At 56.5% G+C, this 15093-nt stretch carries 12 protein-coding genes; 3 read left to right on the top strand and 9 right to left on the bottom strand.

Annotated elements, in window-relative coordinates; genetic code table 11:
- The first annotated feature begins 49 nt into the window (after positions 1-49).
- The 3 genes from tagF to ACQY4Z_RS03380 all read left to right on the top strand — a co-directional run bounded on the left by tagF (position 50) and on the right by ACQY4Z_RS03380 (position 2493).
- The gene (gene tagF / locus ACQY4Z_RS03390; protein WP_428526677.1) at positions 50-784 is read left to right on the top strand and encodes a type VI secretion system-associated protein TagF; all 735 of its coding nucleotides are present in this window, start codon (positions 50-52) and stop codon (positions 782-784) included.
- 61 nt (positions 785-845) lie between these two features.
- On the top strand, positions 846-1541 hold the full coding sequence (locus ACQY4Z_RS03385) for a PP2C family protein-serine/threonine phosphatase (RefSeq protein WP_428526675.1): 696 nt from the start codon (positions 846-848) through the stop codon (positions 1539-1541).
- A complete protein-coding gene (locus ACQY4Z_RS03380; protein ID WP_428526673.1) occupies positions 1528-2493 on the top strand; it encodes a serine/threonine-protein kinase in 966 nt (321 codons plus the stop codon). Before ACQY4Z_RS03385 ends, ACQY4Z_RS03380 begins: the two co-directional genes overlap by 14 nt.
- 12 nt (positions 2494-2505) lie before the next feature.
- On the opposite strand, the gene ACQY4Z_RS03375 is transcribed toward ACQY4Z_RS03380, so the two are convergent.
- Genes ACQY4Z_RS03375 through ACQY4Z_RS03335 form a run of 9 tightly spaced genes read right to left on the bottom strand, consistent with a single transcriptional unit; the run spans position 2506 to position 14638 of the window.
- Complete coding sequence (locus ACQY4Z_RS03375) at positions 2506-4272, bottom strand: hypothetical protein (RefSeq protein ID WP_428526671.1); 1767 nt, start codon at positions 4270-4272, stop codon at positions 2506-2508.
- Between the two features lie 17 nt (positions 4273-4289).
- Positions 4290-4640, bottom strand: a complete 351-nt coding sequence (locus ACQY4Z_RS03370; protein WP_209173364.1) for a hypothetical protein — start codon at positions 4638-4640, stop codon at positions 4290-4292.
- Positions 4637-6532, bottom strand: a complete 1896-nt coding sequence (locus tag ACQY4Z_RS03365) for a tetratricopeptide repeat protein (protein ID WP_428526669.1) — start codon at positions 6530-6532, stop codon at positions 4637-4639. Before ACQY4Z_RS03365 ends, ACQY4Z_RS03370 begins: the two co-directional genes overlap by 4 nt.
- Positions 6533-6566: 34 nt before the next feature.
- Positions 6567-7208: a DUF3540 domain-containing protein gene (locus tag ACQY4Z_RS03360; protein ID WP_428526667.1), complete on the bottom strand. Its 642-nt coding sequence runs from the start codon at positions 7206-7208 to the stop codon at positions 6567-6569.
- Between the two features lie 25 nt (positions 7209-7233).
- Positions 7234-8310 (bottom strand): hypothetical protein, encoded by a 1077-nt coding sequence (locus tag ACQY4Z_RS03355; RefSeq protein WP_428526665.1) that lies wholly within the window; start codon positions 8308-8310, stop codon positions 7234-7236.
- 33 nt (positions 8311-8343) lie between these two features.
- Positions 8344-9873 carry a type VI secretion system Vgr family protein gene (locus ACQY4Z_RS03350; RefSeq protein WP_428526663.1) on the bottom strand — a complete coding sequence of 510 codons (1530 nt, stop codon included), beginning with the start codon at positions 9871-9873 and terminating at the stop codon, positions 8344-8346.
- Positions 9874-9904: 31 nt separating this feature from the next.
- On the bottom strand, positions 9905-10273 hold the full coding sequence (locus tag ACQY4Z_RS03345; protein WP_428529699.1) for a PAAR-like domain-containing protein: 369 nt from the start codon (positions 10271-10273) through the stop codon (positions 9905-9907).
- Positions 10274-10308: 35 nt separating this feature from the next.
- On the bottom strand, positions 10309-11430 hold the full coding sequence (locus ACQY4Z_RS03340) for a pentapeptide repeat-containing protein (protein ID WP_428526661.1): 1122 nt from the start codon (positions 11428-11430) through the stop codon (positions 10309-10311).
- A complete protein-coding gene (locus tag ACQY4Z_RS03335) occupies positions 11423-14638 on the bottom strand; it encodes a DUF2169 family type VI secretion system accessory protein (RefSeq protein ID WP_428526659.1) in 3216 nt (1071 codons plus the stop codon). The genes ACQY4Z_RS03340 and ACQY4Z_RS03335 overlap by 8 nt, the downstream gene beginning before the upstream one ends.
- Positions 14639-15093 lie beyond the last annotated feature (455 nt).

Genomic DNA, 15093 nt, shown 5'->3' with positions numbered 1-15093 from the left:
ATCGGCCGGACACATTGTTGACCCTAAAGAACCAGGGAGGCTGGGGCGCATGCATATCTGCGGCTTTTTTGGCAAACGCCCCGCTGAACGAGATTTCGTTTTTGAAGGCCTTCCAGCTCGGGTAACCGATGCTTGGGCGAACATGATGAGTGGTTGGCTCGGAGCGTGTACGGCTGCGGCCCCAAAAACGTGGCAAAACGACTATTTCAGTGCCCCTGTTTGGCGCTTTGCGTTGCCGGTCAAGCATCTCGATGATCATTCCTGGATTGGGCTCGTTGCCGCATCGGCAGACACCATGGGCCGAACCTTTCCCTTGGCTGTCTTGATGTCGATGCATGTCGACCGTTTCGGAAAAGATGTCATCTTCCAGATCGACGAGATCATGGATCGCTTGGAGCTTGAACTGTTGACGTTCCTTGCGGGTGAAAGCAACCGTCGTCATTTTCTCAACAGCGTGACAAACTGCTCCGCCGACATCAGAGCCGCGATCGATGAGGCGCCTTACAACGTTTCGATGACGCTTCCCGATCTGGAGAACGATGAAGCGGGTTTATGCATTCCGTGGACGGATTTGGTTGCGCCGAATGAAGTGGCAGCGCACATTCTGGTGTGGCCCGAGGCCGGGAAGAAAAAGCGGCCGTTGGCACCGGGGTATTGGTGGCACGAAGGGTCGCCGGAACGGGTGAGCGAAGTATGTGTTTTTTCCGCGATGCCTGGAGCCGAAGCCGCCCGGGGTATTTATTTGGGGCAATGGGAAGCACAGGGCTGGCGTGAACGGGGCTGAAAAAGTTCGTTGTCATTCCTTGGGCGCAGGGAGATAGCCCCGCAAACGGCAAAACGAATATATGGTCATTAAAAAGAAAAAGACCGGGACAGGCCTTGAGATCGAAGCTGCGACCCGGCAAGGCAAGCGCCACAGTCAGAATGAAGACAACCATGTCTCCAAGCCCGAGCATGCCCTTTTTGCCGTGTCCGATGGTATGGGCGGTCATCGGGATGGCCATCTGGCCAGCCGTGCATTTGTTGAAGAACTGCAACTGATCGACTTTGCCGTTCAAGAGGGTGTCAATGAACGCCTTCAACGGATCGAAGCCGCCTTTCATCGTGTGAATGATCAGCTCTATGGCAGTTATCTGGAAAACCCGGATGCGGACATCAGCGGGTGCACCGGACTGACCCTCATCATTCACGATGGCTATGCCGGTTGCCAGTGGGTTGGAGACAGCCGCCTGTATCTGTTGCGGCAGGGTCATCTCTTTCTTGTATCCGAAGACCACAGCGATGATCTGGGGCGGTTAACCCGCGCACTCGGTTCGCATGAAGATATTCTGGTCGACCGGCGCGTAATTGAGATTTCCAAGGGCGACTGTTTTGTTTTGTGCACCGACGGCTTGTTCAAGGGGGCCAGCGAAACAACGATTGCGGATGCACTTGCGGATGGACGTGCCGGTGTTGCTGAGCGGTTGGTGACCCATGCAATTGAAGGCGGATCGTCTGATGATGTGACATTGGTTACGGTGCGGCTGAATGACAATGGCTGAAGCAGACAAGGACCTTGGCTACACGCTCGCCGTTGATACGATGGTCGAGCGGTCCGAAACGATGGCACCCGTGCCAGGTCTTGTGCTGAAAGACCGGTATTTGCTGATCAAGGAAATCGGCCGGGGCGGGCAGTCTCTGGTCTTCAAGGCGCGGGATCTTGTCGCGGCCAAGGCTGGTTTGTCGAAAGCTGACGTTGCTTTGAAGATCATCACGGCGGGGCCGGAAATAGAACCGGACTTTGTCGCCCTCATGCACCGGGAAGCGCGGCGCCTGCGGGATCTTGTCCACCCGAACATCGTGCGCGTCTATGACATGGACCGCGTTCAGAACCTGCATTTTATGGTGATGGAGTATCTGGAAGGGGACACGCTGTCCAGTTTTCTGCGCAAGGCGGAGGACCGCAAGCTGGAGCTCGCTCAGGTCATCCGGCTGGTGCAGGATTTGGGCTCGGCTCTCGAGTTTGCCCATGCTAACGGGATCATTCATTCCGACCTGAAACCCGGCAATGTCTTTGTGCAAACCGATGGCTCAGTCAAGCTGATCGACTTCAACATCTCCGCGCCGATTGCACCATCCTTGCGCAAGGATGAAGAAGACACAATCCGGATCTTGATCCGTCTTGGTGCAATCACCCCGAGTTATGCCTCGCCCCAGCGGCTGGAGGGCCACGAACCATGCGCGGCCGATGACGTGTTCTCGCTGGCGGTTATGGTCTATCTATGCCTTGCCGGACGCCGGCCGTTCGGTCCTAAAAACGCGCTGGAGGCCATGGAAGCGTCGGTTCAGCCAGAGAGGCCAGAGCATCTCTCTTCAGCGCAGTGGACGGCCTTGATGAAGGGCCTTGCGTTTGACGATGCTGGACGGACCCCGGAAGTCACGAATTTCGTAACGTCCTTCGCCGCGCAACGCCAATCTGCAGCCGATTGGATCCGGTCGCAGCTCAGTTGGTAGGTCAATGCCGGGTCAGATCCCGATCCTGAACCCGAAGTGAGGGGCGCCCCGAGCTGAGCCTGTGAGCGTGGCATCGATATCAAGGACGTCCTCGTCCTCTTCAGATCGGGCGGCGGTTACCGAAAACTGCACAGCATTGAAAAGGGCGTCTGATATCTCGTCGAGCCGGACTTGAAGATTTTTGGCAGACTCTTCTGCCGTCTTGGAACCTGACGGCGCCGTTGAAAAAGCCACCTGAAGCAGCGTGTTGAGCCGGGCCATGGAAAGTGCACGCGCAACACCTGCGTCCGGCTCGTCCGACTTGCTTGCCGAGACTGTGCGGGAACCGGCAAAATAAACCTCTGCCCGGTTGGCTTGACCGCGGAGAACGTTGATCCCGGTTGAGGCAAGTGACAGAGCAGAGTCTTGCGAGACGAAAGTCATGACGCTGTCCGCCAGCGGTTTTCCGGTGTTGGTATGTTCCGCCGTTTCCAGTTGATCAATCGACAGTTTTTGCCCAGCACCAAAGTCGGGCCATCCGTTTGCCGCTTGGGCGTGGAGAATGGACAGCAAGGCAACCCAGCTGGCGGGCAGACCAATATCGACCGGACCGTCATCATCAGCAATGAGGCGCCCTTTGTTCCAGAATAAGGCAAGACTGCTCGATGCCGGAGATTGCCGGAGGCTTGCAAACTGTTCAAAGCCGATTTGATCCAGCATTTGGTGCGGCGTGTCCCGGCTGCCGACGGTGTCGGCGCTTTTTCCGGCAAAGTCCGGGGCGAGGGTGCCGAGCAGGCACGTCGCATTTTCCGCTGCAACCGTGGCCAGACGTTTGAAGTTGGAGGCGCCGTCCTTGGCGAGGCCAGATTCATTGGCGGCAAGAACCACATCGAATGCGGCATGGGCGAGCGCACCCTCCGGTTCTTCCAGGCTCGCCAAAACACCCTCGATTGCAGCTGTCGCGCTGACCTGAACGAGGAACAAGCGGATTGAGCTTTCGCGCGGCAATTCAGCCAGCAACATCCGCAGTGCGAGCCAGTTTTCCAGAACCTGATGCAGGCGGCGGTCTTTGAGGAATAGAGCGGCTTGGTCTTCGATCATTGCATCGAAAGAGGCGCCTCCGCCGGCAGGTGCAGGTGTGGACGGCGCAGGTTTGCGCGGTTCACCACTTGAGGTCTGGGACAAGAATGCCTGGACCGCGTGCTTCGCAAGGTCCTGTGTGACTTCACTGTCTGCCGATCTCTTCGGTGCTTCGACCATCGAGAACAGAGCATCCAGTCCGTCGTCTTCGTCTGATTTCGGATCTGAAGCAGGAGAACCCGATGGCTGGGGTTTGGGAACTGCGTCACGAGATGCAGGCGTTTCCGGAGCTGAATGCGCACTCGATGATTTGGCTGCGTCCAAGAGCAGATCGAACCGCTGTCCATGATCGGCCAGTCCGGACACACCGCCCATTGCCATGGCAGTCTTGATTGTGGTGCGAAACTCAAGCGCCTTGCTAACGGAAGCGGGTTTGAAGTCCCGCGGACGTTTGAAAGACACATCTTCGATCAAGGTGGCCGGGAGCGTCCCGAGGATGTTTTTTGCCTCTACCGTCAGGGCTGGCGCGAGTTCGCTGATCAGCTCCGAGATATCCTTTCCGGTGATTTCCTGAAGACCGGCAACGGACGTTGCGAAGTCGCCAAAAATCAGAACACGGTAGGGCGGGGGCGGTTGCCTGTCGTGAGGCAGCGGCGTCCCATCGCCCAAACCAACGGAAAACGACTTGATGCCGGTGGGGGTCTCATCGTCCTGAGCCATGGACCGGTCCTTTCCGGTTATCTGATATTTACGCGGGTCGGTGTCGCCTCAATCGCCAGAAACGCGAGGGTTTTTTGATCAATCACCACCCGTCCGTCGACACTGTAGCCCGCCGCGCGGTCCGCGACATGCCCGGTCACTGCAAACTCGACGACAGGGCGCGAAGACCATTGACCGCTGCCGACCGGCGTCACGACGAGATCGAGCGTCAGCTTCTGCCCGTTGCTCATAATCTCTGTTGTTTGTCCAAGTGATTTGGCTTCAGATTTGCCGTCCAGATAAACTTGTGGCGTGCGGTTGCGCAGGTAATCGTAAATGCAGGCATGTAAGGCATCAGGCTCTTGTGTCGCAGGCCGCCAGGCACTCATGATGTTTCCTCCGTTTGCCCGCCGGTCGACGCCAGCCGGTTGTCGATACGCGCATGGATGTCATCCGTTAGCTCCGGTATGAGCGTTGCCCAATGGCCAAATCGTGGCGCCTTCAGAACGTCCATGCTCGGATACCAAAGGCTTCGATCTGTTTCGGCGTACCAATACCATGGGCACATGTACTGCGCGATGACCAGTCCCGGTGTTCCGGCAGCCCCGGCACCATGCAGGATAATTCCGTCCGGCCCCACAACAAAATCGAGTGCGTGCAGCAGAGCCGCAAGATCGTCGAGGCGTTTGATGTGCGCGCCCGCATCAATAATTCCTTGATGACCGGACAATTGTCTGCGGCTGTGATCCCAGACCGTGCTGACCAGTGTCCCTGGTAGGGATCGTATCGCGGGCAACAAGGTATCGAGTGTCAGGCCGGGCTGGGCCTCGTTCCAGGTGATCCCGATCCACGGCTTCGGAAATTCAGAAAGGGCGTCCTGCCACCGTTTGAGCAGCTCCGGTTTGACCGGCAGATACGGACAGGGCCCGGTCACGCCACCCCGCAGATCGTCCGGCAATCCGAGGATCTGGGAAATTGGAAGGGTCACCGGAGCGGTCGGTTGCTCAGAGTTGCCGTTCGGCGCGTCGTTCGGCAGAAAGTTGTTGTATCCGAAAAAGCCGGAGAGCTGGGACAAGGTCGAAGGACCTGCTAGCGGAGCAGACTTGTCGCGGCCCGCTTGGTCCAGAAAGCGTGCAAGCACCATGAATTCCAGATTGGAAAGACCGGGGTCAATGACCATGACGGCTTCACTGACCCGTTGCCTCAACACGTCGGGATTTGCGTCCCCACTTTGGCTGCCATTTAGGGTCGCAACGACCGGCTGTTCGAGCGTTGATGGGATCTTTTCAATTTGTCCGGTCGACAGGAAGGCATCGCGCAAGATGCTGTAAAGCCGGCCGCGCACGGCATCCTTCATGCCTGCGGCATTGGCCATCAGGGGCTCCAGCAGCTGTATGGCCTTTTCCGGTTCTCCGGCCAGCCGATAGGCCGTGCCCAGCGTTAGCGTTGCTTCCATCCGGTCCTTGGCACCTTTTGCGACCGGAGCAAACTCCCGCAAGGCTTCCAATGCTTCTCCTCGTTCCGCCTTGATCTTGATGTAGCTGAGCCAGGCGGGCATCAGATCCGGAAAAAGGGCCTTCGCGCGGCTGGCGATCCGCAAGGCTTCGCTCGATTGGCCGATCGCGGCAGCATTGTTGGCAAGCGCCAGCATGAATTCCGGGTTCGTCGGTTCTTTCAGATGCGCTGCTTCAAAAAACGATGTGGCTTTCCCGTGGTCGCCTAGCGCTGTCAGGATCTGGCCAACGAAGGCTGACAGGCTGCTGTCGTCCGGCGCATTGCTCAAGGCTTCCTGGGCGATCATCAGAGCCGGAGAGAACAGGCCGTAGGCATAATAAAGCCGCGATATGCCAAGCAGGATATCGGTGTCTCCGGTGTTTCGGCTCCGCACGGTGTTCAGAAGGTCTTCCGCTTCCGACAAGGCCCCTACTGAGGCCAAAAACTCGGCTTTCAAGAGCGCTGCCTGGGCATGGAACGGATCAAGTGCCAGAGCACGTTCCACCAGTTTTTCAGCGTCTTCGGGCTTCTGGCTGATGATCGAGATCTTGGCAGCGAGTGTGAGAAAGCCCGGATCCTGGCCGGTGACTGCGGTCGACTTCGACAACAGCGTTTGAGCCCCTTCCAGATCGCCGTTCGCCAGCCGGGTTTCAATCAGACCGGACAAGGCCTCCGGATGGCCCGGCGAGACGTCCAGAATACTTTCATACAGGAGCGCCGCATTATCGTGCCGGCCGGCCAACGCATGGTCTTTGGCCGCTTTCAGCCTATCATCAACTAGGAGCATTCAATTTCCGCAATCTGCTAATCCGAACAGCACCTTAGCCCACGCTGACGCGTTTGGCATCAAGCCGGACATCTTCTTCCGCCGTAATCATCGAGATGTCGCTGTTTTGAGTGGCGACGCTGTCAATGTTCTGAACCAGGATACCGGCCTTGAGCGTTTCGGTTTCCTTGACCGAGCTACTGCGGCTTTGCGCAGTCGTCGTGATGGTCCGGGCATTGACCATCTTGTCCACCAGCGTTTCCATCGAGCGGGTGAAGTTGGTGATCAACTGCTTGCCGGTCTGGGTCACGCTTTCCGCCAGCACGTTCATACGCCGTGCGCTCACATGAACATCCGGTGCCGAAACGGTGAGGCGCCCTTCGGATTTCAGCGCGATTTCCCTGGCGCCTGCAACTCCGATTTCCGCAGACACTTCAGCGTCGCGGGTCAGGACCGATAGAATGAACGCCTGTTCGGCGCCTCGGAAAACCAGAACAGTATCGCCGATCGCAGGGGCCAATAGGCAACCGGCTGCCTGGCTTGCATGGATTTGCTCACCGTCCGACAAGGTCACCATGGCGTCCTGTTCTGTCAGCAGTGCCTTGACAATGCCGGTTTCCAAGCCGGTGCCGGGAGTTGGCGCAGTTGTCGCTGTTTTGGATGTCGTTTCCGTCTTGCGGGATGTTTGTTTTTTCATAAGCGACTCTTTGGTGATGGGATTGTCAGATCTGTGCTGTGCTGGCGATCTTGGCTTCCCACAGCGAGATCATGGATTTTACATTTACGTTAGCACATTCAGCGGCAATCTGTTCGGCGGTGATGCCACCTGTGCTTGCTTTCACAGGGGTTGCGGTCGCTTCCGTCGCGGTTGTGTCTACCTTGACGGCTTTGGATCTAAACGTGGCCCCAAGCACCTTCAGTTCACCTTCCTTGATTTCTGTTTTCCAGGCAAGGATGTCGGTCTTGACCAGTCCGATATCGGTCTTGAGCAAATAAAAGGTGATCTTTGTGATCGGCTCGATATTCAAGCTAAATGCCAAATTGAAGACAAATTCAGCCGCGATTTTGACCTGAATGTTTCCGCCGCAGAACATTTTGAAGTACGTGCCGTAATGCCTTGTATCGGTGTGGGCATGGATCTCTTTGTATGAATTCGCATGATAGATTTCATACTTGTTTGCTTCGTAGTATTTGCGCGAGACACTCGATACTTTCTCGTATTGCTCGCCGTCGACCGTCTTTGTATCTTTCCGGACAGTGGTGTTGAGATCACCAAGTCCATTGGCGCCGGCGATCAAATTGATATCCTGTTCATTGCCGTTCGTGTCAGTACCGGACTGGATCGTAATCGCTCCTTCGTCCGACTGGATGTGCATGGCACCTTTTGGATTCAGGTAAAACTTCTCCCCGCCCCGAATCAGGATCCGGCCATCGCAGGCCATGAGGATGCCTTTCCCCCCGCCAGCTGCATTTGTGTAGATCGCATCACCTGATTCATCGGCGATATGTTGTGCCGGAAAATAGGCAGAGTAGGTATCGGCTCCCGCGTTGTAGGCGGTTTGTTCGACATCGGCGTATTCCCCAAGACGCAGCAGGGTGCCAAGGCCTGAGTCGTCCGCAGACGTATTCGCGGCACCTGGTGTGCTTGGGACGTAAAAGTAGGTGTATGTGGTTTGGTAGTGAGTGCCCGTGTCGTCTTCGACAAGGGCATCACTATCCGTCACATTGCTCAGGGAGGTGTTCAGATCGGACAAAGCCGCGGTCAGGGAATTGATCTGCGTATCATAGGCCGAAGACATTCTATGTCCTCCCAATGTGGGTCTTTGCAGACCCTACGCGGAACCGTCGCTGATCTGCATGATAATGCCGGAAGCCGTCCGGGTTCTGTGCGCGACATTCTGGTTTGTCGCCGTAACAGGGTTGACCTGCTCCCCGTTCGACACCGCGCCCAAAATGACCGGGCGGTCCGGATCGCCGTGCAGGAAGCCGAGCAACACCTCTGTGCCGATCAACAGTGTGGAGTGGGACCCGTAGCCGTCTCCGCCGCCATAAGGTTCCATTTTCCGAACGACATAGCTTGCTTTGCCCTGCGACAGGCCGCTTTCCTCGTCCAGAATCCTGACGCGGTAACGGCCAGCGCTGTCGAGTTCGGCGCGCTTTCCTTCGGTCTCACCATCGATCACCGCGGAAATGTACCCCGGGATAGATGGCTTTGGTGTGACAATGGATGGCCGGAAGCCGTTGTCGAATGGAACACAGACAAAGTGGTTGCGATAGGGTTCGGGTGTCATGTCGGCCGAACTGAATCCCAGAGGTGTTGTGTTGACGCAGCTGTGAGTGACTTCTGTCACGATATAAAGACCGTCGAGATCGCGGATCGGATGGTCTTTCAACTTGAAGAAATACCCCGGTCGCAGGAGTGGGATGTTGCTCTCACCGGTGAATTGCTGGCGCTCGGTCTCAACCAGTTCGACACGCCGCTTGGCGATGAAATCACCCTCAGAAACCGTGGCATAGTGCTCACCATAACGGGTGGTAATGCCCTGGCCGGGGAAGCTTGCGTCTTGAGAGACGAAAAGATCTACCTTCGGTGTTTCTTCATTGTACTCACGCAGCGCCACTGTGCCGCTTTGGGTGATGAATTTCTGGTTGAACGACCAGATACCGAAATCGCCGGTCCCCATCACCTGTTCTTTGCTGCGGTAGGACAGTTCTTCGGTGATCTGTTTGCCGGAGAGCTTTGTGAAGTGTTCCTTCCGGTCTCCGAACATGACCTTTTCCTTGTCACTGGAATGGTCGAAGGAGAAGAAGATTCCAAACCGCTCACACATGCGCTTCAGGAAGTTCAGGTCATGCTCCCGGTACTGCATGACGAAATGCAGTTTCGGGTAGTCCCCGCTGGAGGGCAGCATGTCATACTGGATCTGGCGGGGGACGCGGCTCGAACTTGTGTTTGAGTCTTTCTTGTTCGCATCGCTCAGCTCACTGGTCAGGATATCGACCACGGTCACATCCTTGTCCGTGCCATATACCTGGTTCTGGGCGCTGTGCCGCAACATGGAGAGTTCCGGCTCAATGACGAAGCGGTAACAGAATTCGCGGTTCGGGGTGGGGTCGCGTGTCTCCGCGCCCTCAATGACACCCTGAGCCTGCATTTCTTCTTCGCCCATTTCCAGGGTCAGTGTGGCCGCCTTGCCCATCATGTCCGGCAACTTGATAGGATCCTTCGACACAATATCAGCCGTGAACCGATAGCCATCGGTCAGGACTTCAACTCCATATAGGGCTTCGACATACACATCGCTGCTCGATACGCCGGGCAGGGTGATCGACATTTTTCCCTGCATTGCTTCGCTGCTCATTGCCTGATCTCCTCTTCTGCCGTTGCGCCGATTAAGGGCTCGGGTTCAGCAGACGTATTTGTGACGGCACCAATGTGGAGCCAACAGAATTCGGTGAAACGCCATTTTGCATCGTCGGGTCCAACAGGGCGCGGGTTGCCGGCATGCATTGGAGGAACAATTTTGTGGAGCCCTTCATGTTCCGGCTGTTGGAACACACCATGCCGGAAGCCACACCCGGGCCCGGGCCGCTGATCGTAACCGGTGCCAAGTTTGTCATATTGTGCGCCGGCATGCACATGATCAGTGACCGGAAGCATGTCGGTATTTCCGTGACCCGAAAGCCCATCGAAAAAAGTGGTGTCGGAATTGGGCCGGCAGGTGTTGTTAGGAGAAAAATGTCAGGTGAGGAAAAGTCCATCCCTGGAATCGGACCTTGTGAGTTTACAAACACCATCAGAGTGTCCCTCCTTGACCTGCGTCGTCGCCGTCTAGGGCGACTTTGTCGGGCCGGTAAAGTTCTGCAATCGCACGATCAATATCTGTCTCGATCCGGCTGCCGGATGTGCCGAGCATCACAGTTTGTTCGGTCTTGGCTGCATGGAATTTTGTATAGTTGAAATTGCTGGCCGAGAGTGATGCGCCTGACAGGTCGGCATGGGAGAACTCGACCTGGCGCAAATCGCATTGCTCGAACAAAGCTGCCCGGCAATCCGCCTCCTGGAAGACAGCGGAAAACAACTGCGAATTGTTGAGCCGCGCGCCGGAAAGACCGGCACCTGCAAAGTTTGCCATGGTCAGCTGGCTGCCTGAGAGATCCACGCCGTCCAGTTTGCTTTTCGTGAAACCGGTCGTATTTGCCGTGACGCCGCGCAGGCTGGCACCTTCAAAATCACATTCGGCAAAAACGGACGCGCTGAGGTTGGCGCCGTTTAGATTGGCGCCTTTAAATTCGCCCTTGTGGAACGTGCAGTGCTGCCAGGATTGGCCGGATAGATCGAGCCCGGAGAGGTTCGCATCAGCAAACACGGCAATGTCGATAAAGGTGCCGGTGATATCCACCGGCCGCAGATCGGCATCAGTCAGCATGAAGTTTGACAAAACCGCGTTTGCGAAACTGGCGCCGGTCACGTCTGATGCCAAAACGACCGCCCGGTAGAAACTCGCTTTGGAAAAGTCGGCATCCATAAGGTCCGGCTGCGCAAAGGATACCTGATCGAACGTGCTGCCCGAAAAGTTACAATTGCTGGCGTTCCCGGCAACGATCTGGGCGCGCTCGACATACGTGTCGCGCATTTCCGACGCGTCCATGTCGCAGGACACGATCTGGGTGTTTTTCAAATTACAGCCATTGAAACGCGCGCCTTTGAGTGTGCATGAGACAATCTGGGCATCCGTCAGGGTCGCTCCGGAAAAGTCGCACCCGGTCAAGTCGCACTCGATAAACCTAATCCCGGCAAGGTTCATGTTCGCGAAGGACATTCCCGAGGCGATGCGCAGCATGATCGGTTGCTCATGGGCGTGGAACGCCATGACATCTTCAAACGTGATCGGTTTTCTGTCCGGCATCTTAGGCATGGGTCGGTTGCTCCAGAAGTGTCATGCCAAGGTTGGCGCCGGAGAAATCACAGCTGGCGAGTTTGGCTTCGAGCAAGTCTGCGGCGAAAAGATTGGCGGCCCGCATCGAGCAGCGCCGAAGATCGACACCGGTCAACGCAGCAGCAAAAAGGTTGGCCCCGAAGAAATCGCTGCCTGCAAAATTGGACCGGCCGAACAGGGAGTTGCGGAATGATGACAGCCTGAAATCATTGGCTTCCAGGTTACATGCGTTGAAGAAACAAGCGGTCCCGCTCGCCCTCAAAAAACAGCATTCGGACATTTCGGCCGTGTTGAACGAGCTCTCGGTCGCATGAAGTCCATCAAAGCGCGAGCCGGTCAGATCGCTTGCGCCCATGATGCCAACGGACAGCCATTTGCCGTTGATCGCGCGCATTCCCGGTGCCTTCACTTCCATAAAGCCAATGCGTTCCAGGTCGCTGTCGCTTAAGTCCAGGCCCTTCATGGACAGGGTCACGAACATGGTCCGGAGCAATTTGGAGCTTGTCGCTTTAAATCCGTCCGCCGATCCGGTCAGGATCTGACTATCGGTGATCCGGCTTTGTGTGAGCTGCATGTCGCTGATGTTGGATTCAATCAGGCGCACCTTCTCAAGATCTGCTCCGGTGCCAGTCGATCCCGAAAGGTCCGATTGGATGATCAGGAGGTCATGCAGTTTTGCCCGGTCAAGCGCCAGTTCCTGTGCGCTTGCCTTGTTCAGGTTGGCGCGAGTCATGTCGCAGTCTGAAAAGTCGACACCCGTGAGCGTTGCCCCGGAAAAGACAGCACCTGTCAAGTTCGAGCCGGTGAACCGGGCGTCTGTCAGGTCTGATTGCTCAAAGAACGTACCGGAAAGATCCATGCCGCTGAAATCAACGCCGCGCAGATCTGCTCCAGCAAGATCGGCGCCTTTGAAATCGTGACCATCGCGCAGTTTTCCGGTGACAAACGCACCGAGACGGATTGGGACCCCCTCGGGCAAGGCCTCCAGTGGAAACAACGGGGCAGGGGATTGCTGGCGGGCTGTTGCCATGGAGTCTTCCATGGTCTCTTCCGCCTCGTCCATACGGTCCTTGGCCGTTGCCATCGACGCCAGGGCAGTCTCAGATGGTGTTTGGCCTTCAGGCGGCTGCGGTCCGTCTGCTTGCATGCTCTCAACCCTCTCCAAAAGGGTTTCAAGCATTTCACCCGGCTTGTCCTTCGGAATAATGGGGGAGTCGAGTTTGGACAGCCCTTCTTCCAGCTTGGCAGTCAGGTCGTCCATCGGCATGTCATCTGGTTGACTTGCCAAGAGGTCTTTGAACGATGATTGTTTTGCTGCGGGCGCAGGCGTGGCTTCGGCCAGCTCCCCGATCATCGCACTGAACTGGTCGTCAATGGCGTCTGCTGGCGGTTTCATGGCCTCGTCCAAGCCCTCTAGCTGGGACAAGTCCATTTCATCTATGGCCTTGCGGGCGTCGGCCAGGATACTGCCTTCCGGCTGCTTCATCGCCCGAGCAACCGCCTTGGTATACGCGAGCTCAATGTCCTCTTCCGATGGGGCTTCCGGTTCGCCGAAGATGCCCGCCAACGTTTCATCCAATGCCCCGGCAGCGTCGGGATTGTCATTCAGTCCCGCAAACAGGCCGGAGGGCGAGCGGTCTTTCAGCGCAGTCAGTTGCCCTGTGACTTCCTGAAGTCCGGAGGCGAAATCCGGGTCAAGTTCGAGATCGGTGAACCGTGCCAGGAACTCATCGTCGACAATTGGTTTTTTGGTGTGTGGAGGCAGCAGTTTGGGCGGAGTTGCCGCGACAATAGCCCGGCGCTGAAGCTCTGCTTTCGCCATCTCGCGGTCGCGCTTTTCCAAAAGAGCGTCTTCGACCGCCTTGACGTCATCCAGAAGGGCAGCCAGGTCCAGGTCGCCGTTTTCCAGTTCTTCCGGCGTTGGTTGGGCCACCAGAGGAATATCGTCAATAATGTCCGACTTGGGCGGCGGGACGAGGTCACCCGGCAGGCCCTCATCTTCCAGCATTTTGCGTGCTGCCCAGTTCTGATTGTCCATGAATTTCTGGCGATCGGCAGCAGCCTTTTCCAGTTTGGCTTCGCGTTTGGCACTCAGGACCGCCGGATCAACTTCCGGCATCAGCTGATAGTCGGCCAGCGCATATTTGTGCGCTTCATCCTTGGATGTTCGTTTCTGATAGACATCGGCGTAGTAGGCAGCGTCACGGCGGAGCGCATCCGTCTCTTCCAGACCGACCATGATGGCCGCAATGTCCTCCGCAAACCGGTCTGCACCGCGCAAAAGGCCACGAAACGTCAGAACGGCTTTTTGAACATTCGGGAATAGCGTGACGGTATCGCAGCGCATCGTTGTCTCGATGAGCTCACTCGTATCGGTCAGCTTGTAGAAGCACCGGGCGGTGAGCCGCGGCAGTTCTCCGCCAACGGAAGCCTCACCGCGCGACATGCCGGTGATCGCAAATGTTTCCCCACCCTCAAAAAAGCCGTCGAACCGTTGGTCCTCCGGTGCTTCGCAATGGTAGAGCGGGTTGAAGTCGTCCGGTTTCAGCGGCGAGATATGGTCGATCCAATGCTGGTCATACGTTCCAAGGTATCTCAAGCGCGCGGCGTCATCTGCGGCAATGGGACCGAAATGGGCCGGAGCCGGCTGGTCGTCCGGCGATTTGGTCAAACGGGCGGGATCTTCGACATTTGGAAGCGGTGCATCGTAGCCGGCCTCCAGAATGCTTCTGGCTCCATGCCCTTTGCCGCGCGCATTGGGGGCGTAGTTCGGGCCACCAAATGCCTGCGCTTCTCCAATCGGCATTTTGAGAAACGGAACAGGCCGGCTCATTTGCACACCCTGATCTGTCAGTTGCCAAACCCGATCACCGAACACGGCCAGCTCCTTGTGGAGCCGGTCGAAACGAACAGAGACACGGATGCCTTCAATCGGGGCGTCTGTCGGGGACAAGGCATTGCCGGCAATAATCACTTCGCCCTTGGGCTTGAGCTGGCCTTTGTCGAAGATGGCACCGTCGGCCATCTGCTCTGTTACCATTGGCCACAGCGCTTGCTCGGTCAAAAGCCGGCTGGGTTCCTCGAAGTCGAACAGCGCGTAAGCCGAGACTGTAGTCAGCGCTCCGTCCTTTGAGGGTTCTGTTTGGTGCGCTACCGAAACCCGGGATGGTTTGATGATAGCTGGCAAAGGCCTTCTCCGTTGCGTTCGTTATTCAATCGAATGATTGGTCACTCGATCCATCTGGAGCCTGTCGTCTACAGGACGCAGACAGTGTCCTGCAAAAGTTACAATAGCATCACACCCATACAGGTCCTTTCCAAGCAAAGTGAGGGACCAGCTACCTTGGGTCAATTGTCTAATATCTGCACATCAGGATTGAGAGTGCTCTAATCCAATTTTGAAAAAGTGAATGATTTCAATGATTGTTTTAAATCCGGATTTTGAGCCGGCTGCAGAACGGCGGGCGGAATGTGATTCAAATCACAAGGAGAATGCGCAGAGAATTGCACACCATGCCCCTCACTGTGAAGTTTTCTGCACAGTTTAACACTTTCTTAAATCGGAAATTATCGGGATTAAGTATCTGAAATGTATGAGTATTGGTGACGAGAGGTCAGTTTGGCACGCAGCTTGCGAAGTGA

Origin of the sequence: Roseibium sp. (assembly GCF_965276855.1) — a bacterium.
GTDB lineage: Bacteria > Pseudomonadota > Alphaproteobacteria > Rhizobiales > Stappiaceae > Roseibium.
The sequence above is the reverse complement of the archived record's forward strand: the minus strand, read 5'-3'. Positions and strand labels throughout refer to the sequence as shown.